The organism is Herbaspirillum sp. Her3 (assembly GCF_057961275.1).
Genome location: NZ_CM176328.1, coordinates 16,621 through 42,810, shown reverse-complemented (window position 1 = coordinate 42,810; position 26,190 = coordinate 16,621). Strand labels below are relative to the sequence as shown.

At 64.7% G+C, this 26,190-nt stretch carries 27 protein-coding genes; 12 read left to right on the top strand and 15 right to left on the bottom strand.

Features of this window, described 5'->3' with window-relative positions:
- Window positions 1-86 precede the first annotated feature (86 nt).
- The 4 genes from ACVC5H_RS00225 to ACVC5H_RS00210 form a co-directional block, all read right to left on the bottom strand.
- Complete coding sequence (locus ACVC5H_RS00225; protein WP_489620442.1) at window positions 87-791, bottom strand: fumarylacetoacetate hydrolase family protein; 705 nt, start codon at window positions 789-791, stop codon at window positions 87-89.
- A 60-nt stretch (window positions 792-851) separates the two neighbouring features.
- Window positions 852-1,493, bottom strand: a complete 642-nt coding sequence (gene maiA, locus ACVC5H_RS00220) for a maleylacetoacetate isomerase (RefSeq protein ID WP_489620441.1) — start codon at window positions 1,491-1,493, stop codon at window positions 852-854.
- 14 nt (window positions 1,494-1,507) lie between these two features.
- Window positions 1,508-2,701 carry a 3-hydroxybenzoate 6-monooxygenase gene (locus ACVC5H_RS00215; protein WP_489620440.1) on the bottom strand — a complete coding sequence of 398 codons (1,194 nt, stop codon included), beginning with the start codon at window positions 2,699-2,701 and terminating at the stop codon, window positions 1,508-1,510.
- 68 nt (window positions 2,702-2,769) lie between these two features.
- Window positions 2,770-3,813: a cupin domain-containing protein gene (locus ACVC5H_RS00210; protein WP_489620439.1), complete on the bottom strand. Its 1,044-nt coding sequence runs from the start codon at window positions 3,811-3,813 to the stop codon at window positions 2,770-2,772.
- A 143-nt stretch (window positions 3,814-3,956) separates the two neighbouring features.
- Here ACVC5H_RS00210 and ACVC5H_RS00205 point away from each other — a divergent pair, with 143 nt between their 5' ends.
- Entirely contained in the window at window positions 3,957-4,859 is a 903-nt protein-coding gene (locus ACVC5H_RS00205; protein ID WP_489620438.1) for a LysR family transcriptional regulator, read from the top strand.
- 85 nt (window positions 4,860-4,944) lie between these two features.
- Here the strand turns inward: ACVC5H_RS00205 and ACVC5H_RS00200 are convergent, their stop codons facing one another.
- The 3 genes from ACVC5H_RS00200 to ACVC5H_RS00190 form a co-directional block, all read right to left on the bottom strand.
- A complete protein-coding gene (locus tag ACVC5H_RS00200) occupies window positions 4,945-5,583 on the bottom strand; it encodes an ABC transporter ATP-binding protein (protein ID WP_489620437.1) in 639 nt (212 codons plus the stop codon).
- Window positions 5,584-5,645: 62 nt separating this feature from the next.
- Entirely contained in the window at window positions 5,646-5,894 is a 249-nt protein-coding gene (locus ACVC5H_RS00195; protein ID WP_489620436.1) for a hypothetical protein, read from the bottom strand.
- A 278-nt stretch (window positions 5,895-6,172) separates the two neighbouring features.
- Window positions 6,173-7,408 carry an MFS transporter gene (locus tag ACVC5H_RS00190; protein ID WP_489620435.1) on the bottom strand — a complete coding sequence of 412 codons (1,236 nt, stop codon included), beginning with the start codon at window positions 7,406-7,408 and terminating at the stop codon, window positions 6,173-6,175.
- Between the two features lie 134 nt (window positions 7,409-7,542).
- On the opposite strand from ACVC5H_RS00190, the gene ACVC5H_RS00185 reads away from it, so the two are divergent.
- Together ACVC5H_RS00185 and ACVC5H_RS00180 are read left to right on the top strand one after the other, a co-directional pair.
- The gene (locus ACVC5H_RS00185) at window positions 7,543-8,517 is read left to right on the top strand and encodes a substrate binding domain-containing protein (protein ID WP_489620434.1); all 975 of its coding nucleotides are present in this window, start codon (window positions 7,543-7,545) and stop codon (window positions 8,515-8,517) included.
- A 193-nt stretch (window positions 8,518-8,710) separates the two neighbouring features.
- A complete protein-coding gene (locus ACVC5H_RS00180) occupies window positions 8,711-8,974 on the top strand; it encodes a hypothetical protein (protein ID WP_489620433.1) in 264 nt (87 codons plus the stop codon).
- A gap of 46 nt (window positions 8,975-9,020) precedes the next feature.
- Here the strand turns inward: ACVC5H_RS00180 and scpC are convergent, their stop codons facing one another.
- Window positions 9,021-10,523, bottom strand: a complete 1,503-nt coding sequence (gene scpC, locus ACVC5H_RS00175) for a succinyl-CoA:acetate CoA-transferase ScpC (protein WP_489620432.1) — start codon at window positions 10,521-10,523, stop codon at window positions 9,021-9,023.
- Between the two features lie 183 nt (window positions 10,524-10,706).
- Between scpC and ACVC5H_RS00170 the strand changes: the two genes are divergently transcribed.
- The 3 genes from ACVC5H_RS00170 to ACVC5H_RS00160 all read left to right on the top strand — a co-directional run bounded on the left by ACVC5H_RS00170 (window position 10,707) and on the right by ACVC5H_RS00160 (window position 15,213).
- Complete coding sequence (locus ACVC5H_RS00170; RefSeq protein ID WP_489620431.1) at window positions 10,707-11,603, top strand: LysR substrate-binding domain-containing protein; 897 nt, start codon at window positions 10,707-10,709, stop codon at window positions 11,601-11,603.
- Between the two features lie 241 nt (window positions 11,604-11,844).
- Window positions 11,845-14,001, top strand: a complete 2,157-nt coding sequence (locus tag ACVC5H_RS00165) for an FUSC family protein (protein ID WP_489620430.1) — start codon at window positions 11,845-11,847, stop codon at window positions 13,999-14,001.
- Between the two features lie 84 nt (window positions 14,002-14,085).
- Entirely contained in the window at window positions 14,086-15,213 is a 1,128-nt protein-coding gene (locus ACVC5H_RS00160; protein WP_489620429.1) for a mechanosensitive ion channel family protein, read from the top strand.
- 93 nt (window positions 15,214-15,306) lie between these two features.
- On the opposite strand, the gene ACVC5H_RS00155 is transcribed toward ACVC5H_RS00160, so the two are convergent.
- Entirely contained in the window at window positions 15,307-15,597 is a 291-nt protein-coding gene (locus ACVC5H_RS00155) for a DUF4148 domain-containing protein (RefSeq protein WP_489620428.1), read from the bottom strand.
- A gap of 483 nt (window positions 15,598-16,080) precedes the next feature.
- The gene (locus ACVC5H_RS00150; RefSeq protein WP_489620427.1) at window positions 16,081-16,371 is read right to left on the bottom strand and encodes a DUF4148 domain-containing protein; all 291 of its coding nucleotides are present in this window, start codon (window positions 16,369-16,371) and stop codon (window positions 16,081-16,083) included.
- 52 nt (window positions 16,372-16,423) lie between these two features.
- On the opposite strand from ACVC5H_RS00150, the gene ACVC5H_RS00145 reads away from it, so the two are divergent.
- A complete protein-coding gene (locus ACVC5H_RS00145) occupies window positions 16,424-16,936 on the top strand; it encodes a hypothetical protein (RefSeq protein WP_489620426.1) in 513 nt (170 codons plus the stop codon).
- Here ACVC5H_RS00145 and ACVC5H_RS00140 read toward each other — a convergent pair.
- A complete protein-coding gene (locus tag ACVC5H_RS00140; protein WP_489620425.1) occupies window positions 16,891-17,295 on the bottom strand; it encodes a DUF4148 domain-containing protein in 405 nt (134 codons plus the stop codon). The genes ACVC5H_RS00145 and ACVC5H_RS00140 overlap by 46 nt on opposite strands.
- A 477-nt stretch (window positions 17,296-17,772) precedes the next feature.
- Between ACVC5H_RS00140 and ACVC5H_RS00135 the strand changes: the two genes are divergently transcribed.
- A complete protein-coding gene (locus tag ACVC5H_RS00135; protein WP_489620424.1) occupies window positions 17,773-18,510 on the top strand; it encodes a glutamine amidotransferase in 738 nt (245 codons plus the stop codon).
- A gap of 4 nt (window positions 18,511-18,514) precedes the next feature.
- Here ACVC5H_RS00135 and ACVC5H_RS00130 read toward each other — a convergent pair whose 3' ends face one another.
- Entirely contained in the window at window positions 18,515-19,441 is a 927-nt protein-coding gene (locus ACVC5H_RS00130) for a LysR substrate-binding domain-containing protein (protein WP_489620423.1), read from the bottom strand.
- Between the two features lie 153 nt (window positions 19,442-19,594).
- On the opposite strand from ACVC5H_RS00130, the gene ACVC5H_RS00125 reads away from it, so the two are divergent.
- Window positions 19,595-20,614 carry a zinc-dependent alcohol dehydrogenase family protein gene (locus tag ACVC5H_RS00125; protein ID WP_489620422.1) on the top strand — a complete coding sequence of 340 codons (1,020 nt, stop codon included), beginning with the start codon at window positions 19,595-19,597 and terminating at the stop codon, window positions 20,612-20,614.
- A gap of 329 nt (window positions 20,615-20,943) precedes the next feature.
- Window positions 20,944-21,300: a hypothetical protein gene (locus ACVC5H_RS00120; protein WP_489620421.1), complete on the top strand. Its 357-nt coding sequence runs from the start codon at window positions 20,944-20,946 to the stop codon at window positions 21,298-21,300.
- A gap of 63 nt (window positions 21,301-21,363) precedes the next feature.
- Here ACVC5H_RS00120 and ACVC5H_RS00115 read toward each other — a convergent pair whose 3' ends face one another.
- Window positions 21,364-22,311 carry a LysR family transcriptional regulator gene (locus ACVC5H_RS00115; RefSeq protein ID WP_489620420.1) on the bottom strand — a complete coding sequence of 316 codons (948 nt, stop codon included), beginning with the start codon at window positions 22,309-22,311 and terminating at the stop codon, window positions 21,364-21,366.
- A 206-nt stretch (window positions 22,312-22,517) separates the two neighbouring features.
- On the opposite strand from ACVC5H_RS00115, the gene ACVC5H_RS00110 reads away from it, so the two are divergent.
- Complete coding sequence (locus tag ACVC5H_RS00110; RefSeq protein ID WP_489620419.1) at window positions 22,518-23,267, top strand: SDR family oxidoreductase; 750 nt, start codon at window positions 22,518-22,520, stop codon at window positions 23,265-23,267.
- Window positions 23,268-23,337: 70 nt separating this feature from the next.
- Here ACVC5H_RS00110 and ACVC5H_RS00105 read toward each other — a convergent pair whose 3' ends face one another.
- Window positions 23,338-24,612, bottom strand: coding sequence for an MFS transporter (locus ACVC5H_RS00105; protein ID WP_489620418.1), 1,275 nt, complete (start codon window positions 24,610-24,612; stop codon window positions 23,338-23,340).
- A gap of 149 nt (window positions 24,613-24,761) precedes the next feature.
- Here ACVC5H_RS00105 and ACVC5H_RS00100 point away from each other — a divergent pair, with 149 nt between their 5' ends.
- The gene (locus tag ACVC5H_RS00100; RefSeq protein WP_489620417.1) at window positions 24,762-25,655 is read left to right on the top strand and encodes a LysR family transcriptional regulator; all 894 of its coding nucleotides are present in this window, start codon (window positions 24,762-24,764) and stop codon (window positions 25,653-25,655) included.
- A gap of 15 nt (window positions 25,656-25,670) precedes the next feature.
- On the opposite strand, the gene ACVC5H_RS00095 is transcribed toward ACVC5H_RS00100, so the two are convergent.
- Window positions 25,671-26,141 (bottom strand): hypothetical protein, encoded by a 471-nt coding sequence (locus ACVC5H_RS00095; RefSeq protein ID WP_489620416.1) that lies wholly within the window; start codon window positions 26,139-26,141, stop codon window positions 25,671-25,673.
- Window positions 26,142-26,190: the final 49 nt, after the last annotated feature.

The window sequence follows — 26,190 nt, the reverse complement described above, 5'->3', positions numbered from 1 at the left end:
GCATGTCTCCTCTCGGGATAGGTGAGCCGCGCGACATGGGCGCGGCTTCGTGTGCAGGGAAAAAGCGCTAAGCGTGACGACCGGCCCTAGGTCACTGCCACCGTGATCGGGGTCAGCCCGGCAATGTGTGCCGTCATGGTCTGGCCTGGCCGGACGGCACCCACGCCATCCGGGGTGCCGGTAAAGATGAGGTCGCCCGGCTGCAGTTCGAACAGCGTCGAAAGATTGGCGATGATTTCGTTGACCGACCAGATCAGGTGGGTGAGATCGCTTTTCTGGCGTGTGACACCATCGACCTCCAGCACCACTTCCCCGCGCGTGATTTCACCGGTCCGGGCGATCGGATGCAGCGGCCCGACCGGGGCCGAATAATCGAAGGCCTTGCCGATTTCCCAGGGACGGCCCATCTCGCGCATCTTCATCTGCAGGTCGCGCCGGGTCATGTCCAGCCCCACCGCATAGCCGGCGATGTGCGCAGCCGCGTCCTCCACGGCGATATTCTTGCCAGCCTTGCCGATGGCGACCACCAGTTCGATTTCGTGGTGATAGTTGCTGGTCTGGTCCGGATACGGCAGACGCACGCACTGACCGGCAGGCACCGGCACAATGGATTGCGCGTCGTTGGGTTTGCAGAAGAAGAACGGCGGTTCTCGATCGGGGTCGAAGCCCATTTCACGCGCGTGCGCGGCGTAGTTGCGGCCCACGCAATAAACCCGGCGCACCGGGAACAAGGATGGGCTGTCGGCCACCGGCAGGCCGACCACGGTCATGGGAGCGAAGAGATAGTTCATGGAGAGAATGTCCGGGTCAAGGTAAGTCAAGGTAAGAACGGAACGTGGCGGTATCAGGTGTCAGGAGGCCGCATCCACCTGCACCGCTGGCGCTGCGCGCTGGAAAGCCGGCAGGGCCAGGCAGGCGCGCTCGATGGCCAGGATGCGGGGATAGGGGGTGAGGTCCAGTGCGAAGCGGCGTGCGCTTTCCACCTGCGGGATCAGGTAGACGTCGGCCAGCGTGACCTGCTGACCGTAGCAGAATTGGCCGCGCTGCAGATCCTGCGCCAGCAAGGCCTCCAGCGCCGCAAATCCCTCGCTGATCCACTGCCGGCACCAGGCGTTGACACTGGCCTCGTCGCAGCCCAGCGTCTGGCGCAGGTACTGCAGGATGCGGCGGTTGTTGACCGGGTGAATGTCGCAGCCGACGATGGCCGCCAGGGCCCGCACCCGGGCCCGGCCATTGGCATCGGCGGGCAGCAGGGGCGGTGCCGGATAGCGTTCTTCCAGCCATTCCAGGATGGCCGGCGACTGGATCAGCGTGAGCTCACCCTCCACCAGCGCCGGCACCATCGCCTGCGGATTGACGGCGCGGAAGGCCGCGCCCAGGTGTTCTTCGCTGCGCAGGTCAACGGCGATGTAATCGTAGGCCAGGCCCTTGAGGTTCAAGGCGATGCGCAGGCGGTGCGAGCTGCCGCTGCGGAAGAAATTGTAGAGCTGCATCGAGGTTCTCCTGCTCAGTCGCGTGCCAGGCAGCGCTCGGCATTCCAGCCATAGAGCCATTCCATGGCGTCATAGAAGCGCTCCGGCGAGCGGCCCTTCCACAGATCGTTGCGCACCAGGCGTTCCACCCCCTTGGCGTGGTAGATACGCCCCATCTCGCGCGAGGACAGCACGATGCGCGCCGTGCGCGCCACCCGCGAGCGCTGGTAGAGATCGAAGGCGGCCGGGAAGTCGTTGTCATGCGCGCGCAGCGCCTGGCCCAGCGTGACAGCATCTTCCAGCGCCATGCAGGCGCCCTGGGCCATGTATTGCGTGGTGGGATGGGCGGCGTCGCCCAGCAGCGTGGCGCGGCCGAAGCTCCACTGCGCAATCGGTTCGCGGTCAGCCGTGGCCCAGCGCTTCCAGCTCCGGGGCAGGTCGATCAGCTGGCGCGCCTGCGCACAGATGTCCTGGAAATAGCTTTGCACTTCCTCGGCGCTGCCTTCGGTCACGCCCCACTGTTCCTGCTGGCGGCTATGGAAGGTCACCACCACGTTGTATTGCTCGCCACCGCGCAGCGGGTAATGCACCAGATGGCAGTTGGGACCGACCCAGATGCTGGCCGCATTCCACTGCAGGTCGGCCGGGAAATCCTGCCGCTCCACCACGGCGCGATAGACCACGTGCCCGGTCACGCGCGCCGCATCGTTGACGTATTGCGCACGCACCACCGACTTGGTGCCATCGGCACCGATCAGCGCCAGTCCGCGATGGGCCTGGCCATGCTGGTCATGGACGGTCACGCTGTGGGCATCCTGCTCAACGTGCTGCACCCGGGTGGAAGTCATCAGGCTCACGCGTGCGCTTTCCTGCGCGCCTTCCAGCAGCGAGCGGTGCACGTCGACCCGGTGGATCACCGCATAGGGATTGCCGAAGCGCTGGCGGAAGGCATCCCCGGTCGGGATGCGCCCCACCAGGGCGCCATCGAGGGCATCGTGCATGACCATCTCATCGGTATAGACCGCACGCGAGCGCGCCTTCTCGCCCACGCCCAGGGCATCGAAGGCATGAAAGGCATTGGGGCCGAGCTGGATGCCGGCACCGATCTCGCCGATTTCGGCCGCTTGTTCCAATACCTTCACCTCAAAGCCCTGGCGCACCAGGGCCAGGGCAGCGGCAAGGCCACCAATGCCGCCACCGGCGACGATCACGGGGAGGGATTGCGTCATGGGATATCCTTTTTGTTCATAGGGAGAGAAAAGCGGCCTGCGTCAGCGGATGCGGGAAGGCCGCCGTGTCAATCCTCGCCGCGCACTTCGTAAAGGCCCAGCTTGCGATGCAGGGGGCTCTCATCGGCGATGAAGAAAAAGGCCGGCTGTCCGGCCGAACGGTTATGCAACTGCACGGCGCTATAGCCCGGAACGCAGCAGGTGTCGGCCTCGGCCAGCGTGAACTGCGCCTGTGCCGTCCCGACGCTGGCGCTGCCCTCGATCAGGTGCAGCACCGCCGCCGGCGAGCGCGCCGGCAGCCGCAGCGATTCGCCGGGCCGCAGCATCAGTGCCGAATACCCGAGGATGTTCTGGCAATCGCTCCCGCTCTCGGGGTTGATGTAGGCCAGTTGCACCGCCTCGCCGGGCGGCTGCGATTGCGCCAGCCCGAGCAGGCTCTGGCGTACTTCCGACCAGGGATAGCGCAGCATGGGATAGGGCTGCCGGCTGCGCACGAAGAGCGGTGCCGGTACTACGCCGCCGCTGCGGTAGGCGCGCTCCCGGCCCTGCTGGCAGACCTTCTGCGGCGGGCCTTCCTGCACGTAGGAGGCTTCCAGGTAATGCACCAGCGGCAGGTCCAGCACGTCCAGCCAGACCACCGGTTCGCTACCATCGTGGCCGTGCTCGTGCCACAGGCCGGTCGGTGTGAGGATCAGGTCGCCGCGCTGCATCAGGCATTTCTCGCCATCCACGGTGGTGTAGGCGCCCTCGCCTTCGACGATCATGCGCACGGCATTGGGCGTGTGACGGTGCGCGGGCGCCCATTCGCCCGGCAGCAGCAATTGCATGCCCAGGTAGATGGCGGCGCTGGCCTGCATCTTTTCCAGCCCGTGGCCGGGATTGGCCAGGACCAGCACACGCCGCTCGGCCTTTTCCATCGGCGTGAGTTCGCCGGCCTGCATCAGCAGCGGGCGCAGGGCCTCGTAGCTCCAGTACGCCGGACGCGTTTGCGGGATCGGTTTGCCCGGCGGCAGCACCTTGCGCAGGCTGGGCCACAGCGGGACCAGATGTTGCCGGGTGAGGGCGTCACGATAGTCGGATGGCAGGTCATCCAGGGTGCCGAGTTGCAGCATGGTGTCTCCAGTGTCGTTGTCACGCCTGGCGCGTCGGCCAGTGCTGATTTTTTTTGATGTTGGAAATGTACGCGCCGCATCGACATTCGGTCTATGCAATGGTATTAATTGATTCCATTCGAATAAAGAATAGAGCGAGACATATGCAAACCGCAGACATCCGCCTGCTGCAGGTATTCGACGAGATCTACAAGACCCGCAGCGTGACCCGCGCGGCCGAGCATCTGGGGCTGGGCCAGCCGGCGGTGAGCATCGCCCTGGCGCGTCTGCGCGCGCATTTCAACGATCCGCTGTTCGTGCGCATCGCCAACGTGATGGAACCCACGCCGCTGGCCTGCGAGTTGCAGGAGCAGGTGCATGGCACCCTGGCTTCGCTGGAACAGGTCTTTGGTTACCGCAGCAGTTTCGACCCCACCCGTGCCGAGCGCACCTTCACCATCAGCATGACCGACATCAGCCAGCTGGTGTTGCTGCCCCGGCTGTGGGCGCACCTGCGGCGTACCTCACCGGGCATCCATATCGACATCGTGCCCTTGTCGGAGCAGACCCCGCGTCTGCTGGAGTCCGGTGAAGCCGACCTGGCCCTGGGGTTCGTGCCGCAACTGGAGGCGGGTTTCTATCAGCAATCGCTGTTTCGCCAGCGCTACGTCTGCGTGGCCAGCGCCGACCATCCGCGCATCCGCCAGCGCCTGACGCTCAGGCAGTTCGAGCGCGAGGAGCACGCCGTGGTCACCTCCTCCGGCACCGGTCACCTGATCCTGGCCAAGGAGATCACCAGCCAGGGCATCCGTCACAACATCGCCCTGCGCGTGCCGAATTACCTCGGCATTGCCTTCGTGATCGAGCAGACCGACATGCTGGTGACCATCCCGGAACGCCTGGCTGAAGTCCTGGAAGGACGCGGACGTTTCAAGGTCTTCCCGGTGCCTTTTGCGCTGCCGGATTATGCGGTCAAGCAACACTGGCACGAGCGCTACCATCACGATCCGGGTCATCGCTGGCTACGCGGGGTGGTGTCGGACCTGTTGTCGACGGCGCGGCGTTGAGCCGTGCGCCATTGGAAAGAGGGGAGCCGGGGCCATTGGTAACAGCTGATACCATCTTCATCGGCCCGCTGCGGCAAGCCGGCCTTCAGTCACCCAGGTCGATGGTCCCCGCCAGCCTGATTGCCTGCGGCGTCTCGTACATCGCCACGACCCACGCCTGCTGCACATCCCCGGCATGATCATTGAGGGTCGCCGCCACGAAGTTGATGGAAGCCCGGTCCAGGCTGGCATAGGGATCGTCCAGCAACGTCAGCGTGGCCTGCGCGGCGAAGGCGGCGGCCAGGTAGACCTTGCGCTTGCTGCCGGTGGAGAGCATGAAGAGCTTCTTCTCCAGATGCGGCGTCAGTGACAGCCCTTCGGTCAATGCCGGCAAGCGCCCATGATCGAAATGCGGATAACGTTCGCCCACCGCCGCAAATACTTCGGGCGGGGTCATCTGGTCATACGCTTCGGAGCGCGGATCGATGAAGAAGACCTGGCGGCGATAGCTTTCGGCTTCGCTGTCCAGCCGCAGGCCGTTGAGTTCCAGCACCCCATCGCGCACCGGCATGAGGCCTGCCAGCAGGTTCAGCAGCGTGGTCTTGCCCCGGCCATCGCCGCCCCGCACCAGGGTCACGCCAGGGGCGATACGGGCCGAGAAATCCTGGAACAGGTCCAGGCCGGGATAGGAGAAATTCAGGCGCGATACCAGCAGCAGCGCTGCGCGGTCGGAAGCTTGGGTCATCGGTGCGGATCGTGGTGAGTCGGTGAAGCCGGCACGCCGCATCCGGCGCGGCCGGGCGGGCATCAGCGGCGCTGGCGTGCGGCCTGGCGCCGGGCCTCTTCGGCAGCCTGCTTTTCTTTCCTGGCATCAGCCAGCATCGCCAGTGCCAGCGCCAGCGGCGGATACAGCAGGATCAGGCCGCTCCAGTCATGGTCCGACAGGAACATCAGCACGGCAATGCACAGGTCCACCGCCATCAGAAACATCAATGGCCAACCCACGGGCGCACCCAGGAAGGTCTTCTGTCGCTTGTTCTTGAAATACAGTGCCATGCCGTTCACCCTGCTTTGTCGTTCGCCGCATGGCCCGGGTGCCGCGCCGGATGGGCGCATTGACTGCCGGGCAGGATGCTGGCGATGGGTTGTCTCCTCCCCGCGATTATAAAAGATGTGGCCAGCCGGGGCGAGGCGGCGCTACATCTTCCCCTCCGGCAAACCTGCTTCAGCTTGCCTGTGCAATATCCCGCCGCGGTGGAAAAAATATAAAAAAAAACGGCCCCGGCAGATGCCGGGACCGTTGCTTCCTGGTACTGGAACCGTACAAGGCCTCATCAGCGAGCCTTGGCAGCCCCCGGCCACATCCGCACCACCAGGGCCAGCACGGCAGCCATCACCGCCAGCGCCACCACCGCGATCCAGCCCCACTGCGCCAGGGCCAGGCTGCCCAGGGCAGCACCGGCAGCCATGCCGATGAACATGCCCACGAACAACACGGCGTTCAAGCGGCTGCGGGCGCCCGGTTCGATGCTGTAGACGATGGTCTGGTGCGCCACCAGCGTGGCCTGCACGCCAAGATCGAAGCCAATCGCGGCCAGTGCCAGCAGCACCAGCTGACCCTGGGTCGAGAACCACGGCGCCAGGGCCATCGAGGCAAAGGATAGTGCGGCCAGTGCCACGCCCAGACGGGTCACCAGTTCCGGACCCTTCTTGTCGGCGATGCGGCCCGCCAGCGGCGCAGCCAGGGCACCAGCGGCACCGGCCAGGCCGAAGGCACCGGCGGCGGCACTGCCCAGATGGAACGGAGCGCCATGCAGCATCACCGCGAGGGTCGACCAGAAGGCCGAGAACCCGACCGACAGCAAGCCCTGGGCCAGCGCGGCGCGGCGCAGGGCGCCATGCTTTTTGACCAGCGTACCGAGCGAACCCAGCAGCGCACCATACGACAGATGCGTGGTCGGATGGAAGCGCGGCAGACCGCGCCATGCCGCCAGGCCGATCAGGGCAATGCTGGCCGAGGCGCCCACGAACATGGCACGCCAGCCGAAGTGCTCGGCCACGAAGCCGCTCACCACGCGCGAGAGCAGGATGCCCAGCAGCAAGCCGGTCATGACGGTTCCCACGATGCGGCCGCGATGCTGTTCCGGCGCCAGGGTGGCGGCAGCCGGAACGATGTCCTGGGCCAGCGTGGCCGTCAGGCCGATGGCCAGGCTGGCGGCCAGCAATGCGCCTACGCCCGAGGCCGCACCGGCCAGCAGCAGCGCCACCGTCAGGATGGCGGCCTTGATGAGGATGATGCGGCGGCGGTCATAGCGGTCGCCCAGCGGCGCCAGCAGCAGGATGCCCAGCGCATAGCCGAGCTGCGTCGACATCGGCACCATGCCCACGGCGCGCTCGGAGGCGCCGATGTCATCGGCCAGCACGCCCAGCATGGGCTGCGAATAGTAGAGCGAAGCCACGGCCAGGCCGGCACCGCTGGCCAAGAGGCCGATCAGGCCGGTCGATAGCCCGCGGGCAGGGGAAGAAGCCGCTGCAGGGGCGGCTGTATGCGTCTTGGGAATGCTGTTCATGATGGTACCTCGATAGGTTGGGTCTTGCGGCCGGCCCGGGAAATCCCCTCTTTGCCAGCGTTGGAACGGATTGTCCGCTTCCCGGCTCGCATCCGGTAGTAGCGCAGTCGGCAGAATTGTTATACGTTAGCCGTATGACCAAGCCCGCCACCTCTGCTCCCAGCTTTTCCGCCACCGGCCTGACCGACCGCATCGAACTGATCCAGACCTTCGTGCGCATCGTCGAGGCCGGCAGCCTGTCGGCGGCCGCTGCCCAGCTCGCGACTACCCAGCCCACCGTCAGCCGCCGGCTGCAGGCGCTGGAGCGCTCGCTGGGCGTGCGCCTGCTGCAGCGTTCCACCCATGCGATGAAGATGACCGAGGATGGCGAGCGCTGCTACGAGCGCGCCAAGGAATTGCTGGCCGGCTGGGATGAGTTCGAGAGCGAGCTGCGTGGCGCCCGCCAGCACGCCGAGGGTACCCTGCGGGTGGTGGTACCGCACGCCTTCGGGCAGAGGCAGTTGATCGGCCCGCTGTTGCAATTCATGCAGCGTCATCCGCGCATCACCGTGGAATGGCTGCTGCATGACCGCGCGGCCGACTTCATCAGCCAGGGCATCGATTGCGCCATCCAGGTCGGCGAAGTCAACGATCCCTCGGTGGTCGCCATCCACCTGGCCGAGGTGCCGCGCATGACGGTGGTGGCGCCCGCGCTGCTGCAGGGCCGCCCCCTGCCCCGCCGTCCGCAGGACCTGGCCAGTTTCCCGTGGATCGCCATTCCCGCTTTCTATCGCCGCGAGATCACGCTGACCCACGCCACCACCGGCGAGCAGCGCCAGGTCACGTTCCGGCCACAACTGGTGACCGACAGCCTGTATGCGTTGCGCAACATCGCCATCGAAGGCATGGGCGTGGCCGTGGGGTCGTCGTGGGTGCTGGCCGAGGATGTCGCCGCCGGCCGCCTGGTGCAGTTGCTGCCGGAGTGGGAACCGGCGCCGCTGCCGGTGTCGCTGATGTATCCGTATGCACGTTTCTACCCGGCGCGGCTGCGCCACTTCATCGACACCATGAAAGAAGCGATGCCGGCCGTGGTGCACAAGGCGGTGGGACGCGGCGCCCACGGTTCCTGAGCTTGCCTGGCGCAAGCGACGCATCCGGTGCCCGCCGCGCCAACCCTCTTCAATCCACACAGAAATGTGGTGCCATCAGGAAACGCCTGAGGTTCAAGGATGAGCCGAGTGGCTATATTGCACTTAACAAATTGCTTTTCGGAATGGCGGGCGCTGATGGCTCCCGCTTTAATCAGAGCAACTTTGGAAATGAATGATGACCTACACACAGGCGCAGCATTCGCATCGAATTTCTAAAGCGGGGAACAATAAAATGAATACAAAAGTAGCAGGCGACGATCATGGCTACCGCCGTTCACAAGATGTGATCGATCAGCTCAACAGGCTCCAGGAAATAATGGACAGCCTGACATCGACCTTTGAAGACATCGCGCTTCTTGCCGAGGTCCAACCAGATGGTTCTGCGCAATCCGTGGCCGCTGCCGCCATTGCCAAGGCCATGAAGACCTCATACTGAGACGCATCAGTTTCTTGCGTCACGTTCCATTGTTCCCGCGAAGGCTTCAACCCTGGTGCTGATCCAGGCGCATAGTGCGGTGCCGTGCGTAATGCTGATGCCACGAGAACGCCTCCCCCAGCAGATGCGGCGTATGCCCACCGGCCTGGCAGGCACGGTCGAAGTAGTCGCGCAACTGCGCCCGGTAATCCGGATGGCAGCACTGCTCGATCACCTTCACCGCGCGCTCGCGCGGCGCCAGGCCGCGCAGGTCGGCCAGGCCCCATTCGGTCACCAGCACGTCGACGTCATGCTCGCTGTGGTCCACATGCGAGACCATGGGGACCACGCTGGAAATCGCCCCGTCCTTGGCCACCGACTTGGAGACGAAGATCGAGATCTGCCCGTTGCGGGCAAAGTCGCCCGAGCCGCCGATGCCATTCATCATGTGCGTGCCGCCCACGTGGGTGGAATTGACGTTGCCATAGAGATCGAATTCCAGCGCCGTGTTCAGCCCGATGATGCCCAGTCGGCGCACCAGCTCAGGGTGATTGCTGATCTCCTGCGGACGCAAGACCAGCTTGTCGCGGTAGCGTTCGATGTTGGCCAGGAAGTGCGCGTACTTGGCCTGCGACAGCGTGATCGACGAAGCCGAAGCAAAGGCCAGCTGGCCCGAGTCGAGCAGGTCGATGGCGCTGTCCTGCAACACCTCCGAATACATCACCAGGTTGCGGAAGGGCGACTCCACCAGCCCGTGCAGCACCGCATTGGCAATCGTGCCGATGCCGGCCTGCAGCGGTGCCAGCGTATGCGGCAGGCGGCCGGCTTCCACTTCGCATTCGAGGAAATGGATCACGTGGCGCGCGATGGCGCGGGTTTCATCGTCCGGCGGCAGCACCGAGGAGGGACTGTCGGGGGTCTCGGTCAGCACGATGGCCACCACCTTGTCCGGATCGAAAGGAATGACCGGACGGCCGATGCGGTCGCCCGCCGCCGTCAGCGGGATCGGCTTGCGTTCCGGACGCGCGGCCGGCAGGTAGATATCGTGCAGGCCTTCCAGCGCCAGCGGCATGCTGGTGTTGAGTTCGATGACGATGTAGCGCGCCTGCTCCACGAAGCTGGCCGAATTGCCCACCGACATGGTGGGCACGATGCCCTCTTCGGTGATGGCGGCGGCCTCGATGACGGCGATGTCGATGCGCGAGGGCGTGCCGCTGCGCAGCTGTTCGGCTGTCTCCGAGAGGTGCTGGTCGATGAACATGACTTCGCCCGCATTGATCTTCTTGCGCAGGGTCGGGTCGACCTGGAACGGCAGTCGCCGCGCCAGCAGGCCCGCTTCGGCCATCAGGCCATCGCTCCCATTGCCCAGCGAGGCGCCGGTGATGACGGTGAAATGCAGTTCTTCCTGCGCGGCGCGGTCGGCCAGCGCACGTGGCATGGCCTTGGCGTCGCCGGCGCGGGTAAAGCCGCTCAGGCCAATGGTCATGCCGTTGTGGAAGAAGGTCGCCGCCTGGGCGGCGGACATGACTTTGCCGGCCAAAGCGGGCTGGCGGATGCGCTGGCTATCCATGAGAGTGTGCTCCTGCTCGGGTTCTTTAGGGAGTGTGCTGTGCGTCTTTGACGGACTTCTTGCATCTTGTTTGTCCCAAGTATAGGAGCCGCAAGATATGCGCTGTATGATTAAAATTCCGCTGTTGCAGTCGGAAAATGCATACTTCCCTGACCCCGAAAAACCACGCTGAAAGCCGCTGCCATGGACATCCGCGCCCTGCGTTACTTCACCGAGACGGTTCGCCTGGCCAGCTTCAGCCGCGCCGCCGATGCCTTGCACGTGACCCAATCCACCGTCAGCAAGATGGTGCGTCAACTGGAGGAAGAGGTCGATGCACCGCTGCTGGTGCGCGATGGCCGCCGCCTGCAGCTCACCGATACCGGCCGCGTGGTCTATGAACAGGGCCAGCAGATCCTGGCGTCCATGCAGCGGCTCGATGCCGAAGTGCGCGATACCAAGGCCTTGCGCTGCGGCCGCCTGGAGATCGGCATCCCGCCGATGATCAACATCCTCTGCACGCCGGTATTGAAGGCCTTCCGCGAACGCCATCCCGAGATCGCCATCGTCCTCACCGAAGACACCGGCCCGCAGATCGAGCAGCGCGTGGCCAATGGCGAACTGGAGATCGGCATGACCGTGCTGCCGGCCGATCCCGAACTGGAGCTGCAGACCCTGCCGGTGGCGCGTTATCCCATGTGGGCGGTGGCCCAGGCCGGGCGCTTCCAGAGGAACCGCGCCACCCTGCGCTGCGCCCAGCTCGATGGCATGCCGCTGGTGCTGCTCAACAACGAGTTCGGCCTCACCCGCAGCCTGCGCGGCATGTTCCGTGAACTGGGCATTGCGCCCGAGATCGTCGCCCAGAGCGCCCAGTGGGACTGGCTGGTGGCCATGGCCCTGGCGGGGATGGGCGCGGCCCTGCTGCCCGAGCCCTTCATCCATCGCCTGGCCAGCGACCAGCTGCAGGCGGTGCGGTTGGTGGAGCCGGAAGTGCAGTGGCAGGTGGCCTACGTCACGCGGGGCGGCTATCTCTCGCATGCGGCGCGCGCCTGGATGGAACTGAGCGAAGACTTGTTTGCCGGTGGCCGCTCACGTAAATGAGGTGGCTGTCGCAGGGAGTGTGAGCACGCAGGCGTAGCATTCCATTTTGGAATGGAATTGGTGAATTTAAGTCATGCTGTGCATGAAGCGGCTTCCTATACTGATCGTGCCGACACCTGCCGCACCCCCCTCATTCGTGAAGACGGAACCGGAATGACGTCATCGCGCGTGAGCGCGCTGGTGTCGGCACTCTCCACGCAGTGCGTTGTCCTCCACCACCCGCTCTCTCGCCAGCACGATCATGCCGCCGCTCTTGTCGTCGCGTTTTTTTTCGCGTTTTTCGCTGTACCGTTTCCTGCTGCTCCATTATTGCCGCCGCTGCCGCACCCGCGTGGAGCGCTGGCGCATGCAGTTCCCGCTGCGCCATGCCAATCTGTCCGAGGGTCTGCGTGCGGCCTGCGGGGCGGCGGCCATGCTGCTCCTGGGCGAGTGGCTGGGCAATCCCCTGTTCTCCTGGGCCGCCATCGGCGCCTTTTTGACCTGCCTGGCCGATAGCGCCGGGTCCAGCCGCGCGCGCCTGGCCTCCATGGGGGGCTTCGCGCTGGCCTCCACCCTGGGCGGCATGGTCGCCGCCAGTGCGGCCGGCTGGAGCGTGGAGGCGGGTTTGCTGACCATCATGGCCTGTGCCGGCGTGGCCGGCTTCTCGCGCATCTACGGTGCCGCTGCCGGACTGGTGCTGATGCTGGCCGCCGGCGTCTCGGCCATCATGGCCGATGCCCCGGTGGTGCTGTGGCCGCTGGCACAGAGCCATGTGCTGATCTATTTCGCCGGCTGCCTGTGGGCGCTGCTGCTGGGCCTGACGGTGTGGCGCATCCACCCTTTCGCCCCGGCGCGCCAGGCCGTGGCGCGCGCCTATGGCACCCTGGCCGAGCTGGCGGCCATTGCCGCGGCCACCGACCTGGAGGACGCGGCCTATGCCGTGCATGCCGCCGAACTGGCCGCCCATACCCGCCGCCATGCACGCTTCGACCTGGCGGCCGCACACCGGGCGCTGGAGGCGGTCGCCATCGAACGCACCGAATCGCGCCGCCTGTATGAAAACCTGCTGGTGCGTCTGGCGCGTGCGGACGCGCTGCTCGATGGCATCACCGTGCTGGCCGATCTGCAGCTCACGCATTACCAGCCGCTGCGCGCGCGTCAGCGCAGTGCCCGCGTGCTGGGCGCGATTGCGCAGCAGTTGCAGGCCATGCAGCGGGAGATGCAGCGCGGCGCGGCCATTGCCGCCGACGAGGATGCCCGCATCATGCTGCGCCTGCGGCAACTGGTGGCGCGCCTGCCCAGCGGCACCGGCCGCCTGTTGCAGCAGCTCGACACGCCCCTGGCGCTGGGTGCCGACGATCCTGCCCGCCTCAAGCAGGCCGCCCGCACGGCACGCGCCGAGCGTGGCGGCATGGCGGCCGTCCTGCACCTGGTGCGCGCGCTGGCGCGCAAGGCTGCGCTGCACGTGCATGCCGGCTCGGCCGAATGGCATCACGCCTGGCGCTGTGCGGCGGCGGCCGGCGCTACCTACCTGATCGTGCATCTGCTGGAGTTGCCCTTCGGTTACTGGGCCACCATGGCGACCATGCTGGTCATGCAGCCCAGCATTGCCGACAGCTGGTCGCGCAGCATGGAGCGTGCGGTGGGCAGCGTGGTCGGCGGCGCCCTGGCGGTGGCAGTCTGCCTGGTGGTGCATTCGCCGCTGGGCCTGGCGCTGCTGGTGTTTCCGCTGACCGTGCTGACCATGGCGCTGCGCCCGGTCAGCTATGGGCTGTATGCCACCTTCCTCACGCCTGTCTTCGTGCTGGTGGCCGACGTCGGCGGCGATCCTGCGCATGAGCTGGCCAATGCGGCCCTGCGCGCCGGCAACAACGTCATCGGTGCGCTGGTGGCGGTGCTGGCCAGTTATCTGTTCTGGCCGCGCCGCCAGCAGGACGACCCGCAACGCCAGCTGCGCGCCATGGCCCAGCTCAACCTGGCCTATCTCACGGCCGCGCTGGCCGGACGCGATGCGGCGCAGGACAAGACCCGGCTGGCGCAACTGCATGCGCATCGGCGCGCGGCCTGCGTAGCCAATGTCGAGACGGGTTTGTTGCTGCAGCGGCTGGCACGCGAACGCGGCTGGCCCGAGCGCGACCAGGGCCGTGGCCGCACTGCCGTGGCCCTGTCGCGCCGCCTGGCGGCCGCCGCCAGCCACGTGTGGGCGCATCCGCATGCGGCCGAGCCCGTGTTGCTGGAGTGGCTGCGTGCGCTGGCGCAAGCTCTGCAGGAGCAGGACACGGCGGCGCTGCACGCCCTCACGCGCCAGCGCCCTGCCCCGGTGCAACTGGCCCAGGCGGCTGCGGTGGAGACCGCTTGCCTGCTGGTGGCAGCGCTGGAGGCCGCGCAGGCGGCCGATGCACGGCCGGCGGGCAATTAGCGGAAACAAAATCCCCCTTCCCCGTTCGAACCGGAAAAGCGCACCGCGCCTACCGCTTCAACAACACTGGATGGAAGGGAAACAATGGATCTGGATTTAGGTTTTCTGTACAACATGAACGAGGGGCCGCTGCGCTCCGGACTGATCGTGCTGGGGGTGGCCCTGGTAGCGGTGCTGGTGGCGATCCTGCTGCACCGTATGGGCATTGCCCTGTTACGGCGCCTGGTGCGCGGACGGCCCTTCACCACCACCGCCATCAAGGTCACCTTCAATGCCAGCCGCACCTGCGTGATCCTCTTCATGCTGCGCCTGGTGCTGGCGGGTGCGCCGGACAACACGCCGGGCTTGACGCGCATTTCCTATCTCACCTCGATTGCCTTCATCCTGGCGCTGACCTGGTTCCTCATGCGCTGCGTGAAATCGGTCAGCCTCACCGTCATCAATCTCAATCCCTACGACGTGGCCGACAATCTCAAGGCGCGCCGCATCCTGACGCAGACCCGCGTGCTCTCGCGCAGCGCCTATTTCATCATCGCCCTGCTGGGGCTGGCCTTCGTGTTGCTCACCCTGCCCGGCGCGCGCCAGTTCGGTGCCAGCCTGCTGGCCTCGGCCGGGGTGGCCGGCATCGTCGCCGGTATTGCCGCCAAGCCGGTGCTGGGCAATTTCTTTGCGGGCCTGCAGATTGCGTTTTCTCAGCCGATCCGCATTGATGACGTGTTGATCGTCAAGGGTGAATGGGGCCGCGTGGAAGAAATCACGGGCACCTTCGTCGTGGTCAGGATCTGGGATGAGCGGCGCATGATCGTGCCGCTGCAATGGTTCATCGAAAACCCCTTCGAGAACTGGACCCACACCTCTTCCACCATCCTTGGCACGGTCTTCCTGTGGCTGGATTTCTCGGTGCCGACGGCGGCCATCCGCGCCGAATTCGAGCGGGTCTGCCAGACCCTGCCGTTGTGGGACAAACGCGTCTGCGTGATGCACGTGACCGATACCAGCGAACGCAACGTCCAGATCCGCCTGCTGGTCTCGGCCAGGGATTCCGGCAGTGCCTTCGACCTGCGCTGCCAGATCCGCGAGCACATGATCGGTTTCATCGCCGCGAATTATCCGCACGCCCTGCCCCGCCTGCGCGCCAACGTCGAGGCGCGCAACCAGCCGGAAGCGCTCGATACCATCATCGACGGCGCACCGGGAGAAAAAACCGGCTGAACAAAACAAAGCGGGCCGCACTTGCGTGGGGCCCGCCTGGAGGGGGAATCTGGCGCGCCGGCTGGCCCGGCGCGCCTTTTTTGCGACCTCAATTTATTGATTCGAGATGGCCAGCTCGCCATTGGCGCGGGCCTGGACCAGTTCGGCGCGCACTTCGTCGCGGGTCTTGGTGGAGGCCACGGCCTTCACGTTCTGGTCGCGATCACTGACCAGCAGCTGGCCGGAAGCGCGGGCTTGCTGCAGTTCAGCCACGACGTCGGCACGGGTCTTGGTCGAGACGAAACGGGTTTCAGCGGGGTATTGGGCTTCAGCCATGGCAGCGCCAACGGCGGTGGTCAGCAGCAGGCCGGCAAACAGGTTCTTGGCAATGGTCTTGGTGTTCATGATCGGTTCCTTTTCGTGAGAGAGGATGCGCACGTCAACCCGTTCCGAAGGTGGATCAGTCATCGCGTGCTGTCATCGTGAAACCAAGTTTAGAGATCTGCGCATCAAAGAAAAAGCCGAAAATCCGGAATTCATTGTTCCGGAAAACACTAACAATTTTCAAGCTTCCAGGATTGCCGGCCATGGGCCATAAAGCAGGGGAGAATCGCCACGATTTTTTCTGGTGGCGAGAAATAAAAAACTTAGAAAGTGGAAAAGCCATTTCTAAGAATGCAGTTGGCCTGAAACTTAGAGAAATGAGATCGTTGAGGTCGCAGGATAAAAGACAAGAACAGCCTGGCACGATCCGATGATCACGCAGAAAAGGGAGGCGGGCCACACTACCGGCGACCGAGGGGAGAGAGTGTCGCTTTCGTGGGCCCGCCTGGGGAGAAACACCTTTGCCGGTGTCACCGGCGCGAGGGAGATGCTGCCAGTTGCTGCTTACTGGTTGGAGATGGCCAGTTCGCCATTGGCACGGGCGGTGGCCAGTTCGGCACGCACTTCGTCACGGGTCTTGGTGGAGGCCACGGCCTTCACGTCCTGGTCACGGTCGGTGACCAGCAACTGGCCGGTGGCACGCGCTTGCTGCAGTTCGGCGATGACTTCGGCGCGGGTCTTGGTGGAGACGAACTTGGTGTCGGGGACGCGCGAAGCTTCGGCCATGGCGGCGCCCACGGCGGTAGTCAACAGCAGGCCGGCGAAGAGGTTCCTGGCAATGTTCTTGGTGTTCATGATCGTTCCTTTGTGAGTGAGGAGATGAGCACTTCAACCTGGACCGGCGTTGGTGGTTCAGTCGCTGTGTGCTGTCATCTTGGGATCAAGTGTAGAGATCGTCGGTGAGCGGATAAAGCCGCCAAATCGGAATTCATCATTCCGGAATTCCGAACAAGCGAGTTCACAGAAAAACTTAGAGTTTGATTTGACGAAAACTTATAAACGTAAAATACGAAATTTAAGGTTTTGCAAAATAGAAAATGAACAGAAAATCGCGCATTTTCATAGGAGAAATGCGTCATGCAAGCACGTGGAGATCGCTACTGAAAACTTAGAAAATCAGGGGAAGGAGCGGCGTCCATTTGCAGGCGCGAAGAGCGCAGGAAAGGTCAGGCGGACCTCACTACCGGCGACCGAGGGGAGAGAATGTCGCTTTCATGAAGCCCGCCTGGGGAGAAACTGCCGCAGCGGGATCGCCGCTGCGTTTGCTGCGGCGCTGGCCGGGCGCGTGGGCCCGGTCAACGCAGGGTTGGCTGATTACAGCGCAGGTGCCTGGCTGTTGCTGATGGCGCTACCGTCCTGACGGGCTTGCTGCAACTGCTGTTGCACCTGGGCGCGGGTCAGGGTGGAGTGGAAAGGCTTTTCCACCGGATATTGGTCAGTCACCAGCAGTTCGCCGTTGGCGCGGGCCTGCTGCAGCTCGGCACGCACTTCGGCGCGGGTCTTGGTGGAGACGAAGGGCTTTTCCACCGGATATTGGTCGGTGACCAGCATCTCGCCATTGGCGCGGGCTTGTTGCAGGTCGGCGATCACTTCGGCACGGCTCTTGGTCGAGACGATCTGGGTGGCGGGCGGATACGGTGCTTCGGCCATGGCGGCACCGACGGCGGTGGTCAGCAGCAGGCCGGCAAACAGGTTCTTGGCAATGTTCTTGGTGTTCATGATCGTTCCTTTGTGAGTGAGAGGATGAGCACCGCAACCTGTGACTACCCTTGTGGTTCAGTCGTTGTGTGCTGTCATCGTGAAGCCAAGTTTAGGGATTCACCGAACCCGGAAAAAGAAGACAAAGCGGAATACATCATTCCAGAAACGCGAACAATCAATTTTTTCGAGCCTGTATGCCGGTTTTTACGCCGCAACTGCACATGGATTTTTGACAAGAAATTACATATCTTGCATCGTCAAATGTGGCTCAAGTCATTGATTATTAAGAATAAGCACGAATAAACTTTCATAGAGCCCATTTTCCAGGTGCCCTGTCTTTTGCGATGCCGCAAAGATTTTCCAATCGCCCCAATAGAGAATACCAATAACTTGTTCAATCTATTTGAGCAAGTTTTTCAGGCAATCGTTGTATACGATAAGATATAGCGAAGCCATAGCACCCTTCTTCTTTCACTCGATCACAGGACCAGCCCGATGCCAACCGCCCTAGCCCTGCGTCACGTCGCCAATGAAGATCTCGGCCAGCTGGCCCCGTTGCTCGTGGCCAACGGCTACCAGATCCGCTACTTCGATGTGGGGGTGGAGGCGTTCGCCGACGTCTCGCCGCTGGATGCGGCCCTGGTGATCGTGCTGGGCGGTCCGGTGGCGGTGTACGACAGCGAGGCCTATCCCTGGCTGCGCCCGGAAGTAGCGCGGCTGCTGGAGGACTTGCCGACGCTGGGCATCGGTCTGGGCGCGCAGTTGATGGCGGCGGCCTTGCATGCGCGCGTCTATCCCGGCAGTTGCGGCAAGGAGATCGGCTGGGCCAGCCTGCAGGCGGGGCAGCATCTGGCCGATTCGCCCTGGCTGCAGGAGCTGGTGGACCAGCAGACGCCGGTGCTGCACTGGCACGGCGACACCTTCGACCTGCCGCCGGGCGCGCGCCATCTGGCCTCGTCGGCGCGCTATCCCAACCAGGCCTTCGCCTGGGGCCGGCATGGCCTGGCCCTGCAATTCCATCCCGAGGTGGATGTGCGCACGGTGGAGCACTGGCTCATCAGCCATGCGCATGAGATCGCCCACACCCGCAACGTCAGCCTGGCCAGCCTGCGCGCAGACGCCCAGCGCCACGGCCGCCAGTTCGACACTGCCGTGCGGCGCTTCTGGCAGGGATGGCTGGCGAGCCTGCCGGGGCAGCCTGCGGCGCTGGCACAGGTGCCGCGCAGCGCCTGAACCGCTATCGTATTGCCCCCCGCGCGGCCTTGCGCCGCTCGGCGCCCAGCAAAGGCGGCAGCGCCCCGGCCAGCGCGTCGATCACCGTGCGCACGCGCAGCGGCAGATGGCGCGTGGGCGGCCAGGCCAGGTGCATGTCGATGGCGGCGAAGGAGGCCTCGGGCATCAGCTTGACCAGCCGCCCGGCCTTGACGTGTTCGCCGATGAGCCAGCAAGGCAGATGCGCCAGCCCGGCGCCGGCTACCGCGGCGTCGGCAATGGCTTCCAGATCATCGAAGCGTAGCCGGCTGGCCACCGGAGCGGTGCGCACCTGTCCCGCCTCGTCGCGGATCGGCCACCCTCCGGCCTTGCCATACAGAATCCCGTGGTGCTGCGCCAGATCGCTGAAGCGGCGCGGCCGGCCGTGTTGCGCCAGGTAGGCGGGCGAGGCGCACAGCATCATCGTCTGCACGCCCATCTTGCGCGCCACCAGATGGCTGGTATCGGACATCGGTCCGCTACGCAGTACCAGATCCACTCCTTCTTCGATCAGATCGACACGGCGATCGGTGAACGAAGCGGCGATCTCCAGCTGCGGCCAGCGCCGCGCCAGTTCCACCAGCACGGGGGCCAGGCGCAGGCGCCCAAACAGGACCGGCGCGCTGATGCGTACCTGCCCCGCCGGTTCGCGCTGGCCATCGCCCACCTGTGCCTGGGCCTGCTCCAGTTCCTCCAGCGCGCGCAGGCAACGCTCGTAGTAGGCACGGCCTTCGGCAGTCAGGCTCTGGCTGCGCGTATTACGCTGGAACAGGCGCACGCCCAGCCGTTCTTCCAGTCGTGCGATGGTCTTGCCGACCGCCGAGCGGGTGAGATGCAGGCGCTCGGCAGCGCGAATGAAACTGCCTGCCTCCACCGCCTGGATGAAGACAGAGATGCCGCTGAAGCTGTCCATGGGTTTCCTTTGCGCGCGAATTGTGTCCGCAGAGATCAATGATTGGTGAATTCAATTCTACAAGCAAGGGAAAAATGACCGCCACAACGGCCGGCGCATTGTTCCTACACTGATCTCCCTCTTTCACCCCTCTGTCGATCCCAAGGAACCACCATGGACAAGACCATGCGCCGCTGGCATCTCGGCCAGTTCGGCAAGCAGCACCTTCAATTGCAGACCCTGCCCGTTCCCTCTCCGGCGCCCGGCCAGATCCTGGTGCGCGTGGCGGCCGTCGCCCTGAACTACCGCGACAAGATGAACATCGACAACGGCACCGGAGGCGCCCAGGTGCGGCCCCCCTTCACGCCTGCCTCCGACATGGCCGGCCAGGTGATGGCCGTGGGCGAGGGCGTGCGTCGTTTTACGACCGGGCAGCGCGTCATCTCCACCTTCTGGGGTGGCTGGCTCGACGGTCCCTGTCCCGATACCGCAGTGGCGCTTGGCGCACCGGGGCCGGGCATGCTGGCCGAGTACGTGCTGCTGCACGAAGACTGGGCCGTCGCGGCTCCCGCCTACCTCAGCGACGCACAGGCCAGTACCCTGCCGTGCGCGGGCCTGACAGCCTGGACCGCGCTGGTCGAGCACGGACACCTGCATGCCGGGCAGATGGTGGTAGTGCAGGGGACGGGGGGTGTTGCGCTGTTCGGTCTGCAACTGGCCGCGGCGCATGGTGCACGCACCATCGTCATTTCCGCGGACGCGGGCAAGCTTGAACGTGTACGTGCACTGGGCGCCACGCATGGCCTGCTGCGCGCTCAGCATCCCGAATGGCACCAGGAGGTGCGCGCTCTCACCGATGGGCGCGGTGCGGATCATGTGCTGGAACTGGTCGGCGGCGAGAATGTCGAGCGCTCCTTGCAGGCACTCAAGCAAGGCGGTCGCCTGTCATTGATCGGGCTGCTGGGCGATGCCCGTCTGCAGGCCTCCAGTTTTCCCCTGCTGCTGGGGCGTCACGTCATTCAGGGGATTGGCGTGGGCCATCGCCGCGCACTGGAAGACCTGGTACGCGCGGTAGATCACCTGCGACTGGCGCCCGTGGTGGAACAGGAATATCGCTTCGAGCAATTGCCTGAAGCGCTGGCACATCTGGAGCGCGGGGCCTTCGGCAAGGTCGTGGTACGCGCCGACCGGTGAGCCGCGAGGGCTGCCACGCGGCCGTCTCCCGCCGGTTCTCGCCAGTTCCCGCCGGTTACGATTGCTTGCATCCCTCACCATCGCTTGCATTTTTCTGCGAACCTTCTTGCGTGGACCGGGTGTCAGAACAACACGCCGGCCGCGAGTGACCCCGGGCGATACCTGAAATCGCTCATGCATTTGCGGCATCGGAGAGGCTTCAAATCAGTCCTTGTCCGACATAGCGCAACAGCCAGCTTGCCTATAGTGGCTCCATGGATCGTCGATCCAGCATCCCGGGTTGAATGACTCCTCGGGCTTTCCGATAAACACAATGCAAGGAGGTAAGCATGAAGACTCGTCACATCCTGATCTCGTCCCTGTTCATGGCCCTGGCCGGTAGCGCCATGGCGCAAAATGCACCGACCAACGGCAATGCCGTGGGTGCCACACCGATGAGCACGATGTCGTCCTCGTCAACCACCCCGTCGGCCGTGCCATCCAACGACCCGTTCGTTCAAAAGCGCCAGGCTGACGCCGACGCCAAGGCCGAGTACAAGGCACAGAAGAAGGCCGCCAAGCAAGAGTACAAGTCCGACAAGAAGGCTGCCAAGGCGCAGCTGAGGCAGGAAAAGATGGAATCGACCGCGCAGCGCAACGAAGCCCTGGCGACTTCGCCTGCCACCAAGACCGACCGGACTCCCTGAGTTGACCGTGTGAGTTCTTGAGGATTATCCCCGGCTGCGGCTGGGGATTTTTTTGCGCTTGGTTCAGGTGCGGCGCTTGCGCTGCGCGTTACCGGACGGTGCTGCCTCGGCAGCAATGCGTGTTGGCAGGCACTCCAGCAGCCAGTCGATGAAGACCCGCAGGCGCTGGCTCACATGGCGGTTCTGCGGATAGACCACGTGGAAGGGATAAGGCTGTGGCCGCCACGGCCGCAGGATCTCCACCAGCGCCCCACTCTCCAGCGCTGAGCGTGCGGCATAGCTGAAGGTCTGCACGATGCCCAGGCCGGCCACGGCGGCTGCCAGATGGGCATTGCTCTCGTTGACCCCGATACGGTGTTCCACCTTGATCTCCTGCTTCTCGCCGCGCCGCGCGAAGCGGAAGGGAAAGGCGCGGCCATTCTGCGGTGACAGGTAGCTCACCAGGCGATGGCCATTCTTCAACTCCTCCGGATAGGCGGGCGTGCCGAACTGCTTCAGATAGGCTGGTGCGGCGCAGGTGAGCAGATGTGCATCGCCGATGTGGCGCGCGACCAGCGAGGAACTGTCCAGCGGCCCGCCGCGGATGACGCAATCGATGTTGTCGCTGATGAGATCGGCGGAGCGGTCGGACACGCCCAGGTCGATACGGATGTCGGGATAGCGCGCCGTGAACGCGGGCAGCGCCGGGATCAGCACATCCCGCCCGGCGGAACCGCCCACGTCCACGCGCAGCTGTCCGCGCGGCTTGCTGCGGGCGATGTCGAAGGAGGTGTCGATATCTTCCAGGTCGCGCAGGATGCGGGTGGTCTTCTCGTAATAATCGCGCCCCTCCGGGGTGACCGTCACGCGGCGGGTGGTCCGCTGCAGCAGCCGCACGCCCAGATGCGCCTCCAGTTCCTGCACCTGCTTGCTCAAGGTGGCATTGGGCATGTCCAGCGAGTCGGCCGCACGCGTGAAGCTGCCCGCCTCCACCACACGCACGAAGCCACGGATGGCCATCAATTGATCCATGTTGCCGTTCCTTTTCGCGGTTGCCTGCGCTTGGCGAAAGAGTTTGATTATCCATGCAGGTAGATAGTTATTTCGATTTTACACGCTTTATCCACAAAGTCCGGGTCGATAAAGTGCGGCCATGCCTGATCGATACACGGCGCTGCCGCAACGAGACAGGCATCCATCCTCTTTCCATGCATACCCTCATTTCAAGGAGCACTACCATGAACAAGCAACTCGACGGCAAGATCGCACTCGTCACCGGCGGCACCAGCGGCATCGGCCTGGCTACTGCCCAGGAGCTGGCCGCGCAAGGTGCGCGCGTCTTCATCACCGGCCGCCGCCAGGCCGAGCTGGATGCCGCCGTGGCCGGCATCGGCGTCGCCGCGACCGGTATCCGGGCGGATGCTTCGGTACTGTCCGATCTCGATCAGGTCTATGCGCAGATCGCCAGGAGCGCCGGCAGGCTCGATATCCTCTTCGCCAATGCGGGTGGTGGCGACATGATGCCGCTGGGTGCCATTACCGAAGAACACTTCGACCGCATTTTCGGCACCAATGTGCGCGGCGTGCTGTTCACCGTGCAGAAGGCCTTGCCGCTGCTGGTCGATGGCGCCTCGGTGGTGCTGACGGCCTCGACCGTCTCGATCCAGGGCACCGCCAATTTCAGCGTCTACAGCGCCAGCAAGGCGGCGGTGCGCAACTTCGCCCGCTCCTGGGCACTGGACCTGAAGGACCGTGGCATCCGTGTCAATGTGGTCAGCCCTGGTCCGGTGCGTACCCCCGGCCTGGGTGGCCTGGTCCCGGATGAAGCGCGCCAGGGCCTGTTCGACTTCCTGGCTGCGCAAGTGCCGCTGGGCCGCCTGGGCGAACCGCAGGAAATCGGCAAGGCCGTGGCCTTCCTGGCCTCGGATGCCGCCAGCTTCGTCAATGGCATCGAGCTGTTTGTCGATGGGGGGATGGCGCAGGTGTGATGTGCGGGCGCTGGCACAAAGCTGAAAGCCGGCGACATGCCGGCTTTCTTTCTTGTGGCCTTTCCTGCGCCTAGTCGCGCCCCTGCCTCCACAAGCACCGCGCCAGCCAGGCCGCCATCACCACCTGCAACAGCATGAACCCGGCCACGGCATTCCAGCCCGCGTGTTGCCAGAACCAGCCGCCGACCGAGCCGAGCACGCTGCCGCCCAGGTAGTAGGACAGCAGGTAGAGCGAGGCCGCATGGCCGCGTCCGGTGCCGGCCATGCGGCCGACCCAGCTGCTGGCGGCCGAATGCGTGGTGAAAAATCCGATTGTCAGCAGCACGATGCCCGCGATCACCACCGCCAGCCAGGGCGTGCAGGTCAGGAACAGGCCCAGGCAGGAAGTGCCGATGCCCGCCACCACCAGTGGTGCGCGGCCATAACGGTCCGCCAGGGCGCCGGCCCAGGACGAGGAGACGATGCCGAAGATGTAGGCGCTGAAGATGAGCCCGGTCACCGTGGCCGAGAGTGAGAATGGCGGGCTCATCAGGCGAAAGCCCGCGTAGTTGTACGAGGTGACGAAGATGCCCATGTTCAGTGCGGCGATGCCGAAGGTCAGCGGCAGCCGTGCATGGCCCAGGTGGCGCTGCCACAGCGCGAGGTGGTCGCGCAGCCGCATGGTGCCATTGCGCACGAAGTTGCGCGAGGCCGGCAGCATCAGCACGAAGGCCACCGCCAGTGCCAGGTCGAGCACGCCGATGGCGAGCATGGCATGGCGCCAGCCGAAGTGTTCGGAGAGCGTACTCATGGCGACCCGCCCCACCATGCCGCCAAAGGCATTGCCGCCCACGTACAGGCCCATGGCATAGCCCAGTCCACCGGCATCGATCTCTTCAGCCAGGTAGGCCATGGCCACGGCCGGTACGCCGCCCAGGGCAATGCCTTCGAGCGCGCGCGCCACCAGGATCAGCTCCCAGTCCGGTGCTACCGCTGCCAGCAGGTTGCAGCAGGCGGCCGTAGCCAGCGAGGCGAACATCAGTTCCTTGCGGCCGTAGCGTTCCGAGACCATGCCGGCCAGCAGGATCGATATCGCCAGAAAACCGGTGGACAAGGACAGCGCTAGCGAGGCACTGGCCGCGCCGATCCGGAATTCATGGGCGAAGGCCGGCAGTAGCGGCTGCACGCAATACAGCAGCGAGAAGGTGGCGAAGCCCGAGCAGAACAGCGCCAGCACGATGTTGCGATAAGCGGCCGAGCCGCGCACGGCGCCGCGTACGGGGCGGACGGCAGGACCGTTCGCAGCGTTGCCGAGGCTGGCGCCAGCGGACTTGCCGGCGATGGAAGAATCCGAGAGGGACTGCATCTTGATGAGGGCGCCCGGGGTGTGGGCCCGGTGCGCAAGCTGTGTTGTGGAGAGAGGCAGTCTGGAATAAATCGGCTATATTGTCCAATATATGGCAGGCGCCCTGCCCATCTATCAAACAGATATCACAGCCAGCAATCCGCCCAGATATGGAACTCCGACATCTCCGCTATTTCCTCGCCGTGGCCGAACAGCGCAGCTTTACCCGTGCCGCCGAGAAGGTCGGCATCGGCCAGCCGCCCTTGTCGATGCAGATCAGGGATCTGGAAGAAGAGATCGGCGGCGCCCTCTTCCTGCGGACCTCGCATGGGGTGGAGCTCTCCGAGGTCGGGCGCGTGTTCCTGCCCCATGCGCAGAAGGCGGTGGACGATGCCGAGCAGGCGTTGCGCGCTGCGCAGCAGGCTGCCAGCGGCGAAGTGGGTTTGTTGCGCATGGGCTTTACGTCGTCGGCAGTGTTTCATCCGCTGGTCTCGCATGCGCTGCAGCAGTTCCGCGAGCGGCACCGCAAGCTGGAGATTTCATTGAGCGAAGGGATCACCGAGCAGTTGCTGGCCGACATCGCCGCCTCCCAGCTGGATGCGGCCTTCGTGCGCATCGTCACGACGCCCTCGGCCGAGCTCGGGGTGGTGGAGCTGCCGGCAGAAAAACTGAAGGTGGCGCTGCCGCGCTCGCATCCGCTGGCGCGGCGCAAGTCGCTGCGTCTGCAGGACCTGGCGGAGGAGAATTTCATCATGGTCCCGCGCGGCAAGGGTTCGGCGCTCTATGACAACATCTTCAGCGCCTGCCAGGCGGCCGGGTTTGATCCGCAGGTGATCCAACTGGCCCCGCAACTGACCTCGGCCATCAACCTGGTGGCGGCCGGCCTGGGCATTTCCATCGTGCCCGAGGCCATCGAACAGGTGCAGCTCGCCCAGGTGCGCTACATCGACATCCGCGAACCGGCGCCGCGCGCGCAGCTGTCGCTGGCGTATCACCGGCAATCCATTGCGGCAGCGCGCTTTGCGGCGCACCTGCAGCGCTCGCTCAAGCGCAGCCCCAGCTGACGATGTGAACAGGCCCTAGTTGGCCTTGAAACGCCCCAGCACCGAATTGGCCTGCTTCAGGAAGGCGCACGGATACGCTTCGACCAGCAGTTCCAGCGCCGGCAGCATGCGTTCGAGCGCGATGGTGAGGGCGATATCGCTGATCTCCTCGCCCCACAGCACCTTCTGCACGAAGGCCGCCGGGCCGATTTCGGCGATCAGGCTCATGCTCATCTGGCGTTCCAGGGTATCGGGACGCGGACCAAAGGTTTCGTCGAAGATGCGCAGGATGGCCTCTTCCAGTTCCACCCGTTGCGCCCGCTGATCCGCGTCATCCGGCATGTGGCGGTCTTGCGCGCGCAACGGCGCGGGATCGATGGGCGCTGGCATCTGGCCGTTGTCGATGAGGGCGCTGGCTTCTCCGGCCATGCGGCTCAGTTGCTGCACGTGCAGCGTCAATGCGCTGATTTCGGCCAGCAACGCGCGCAGCGGCATCTGTTGCGGCATGTCGGATTCGGCTGGACCTGCTGGATGTGGAATCATCTTGTTGTTGTCA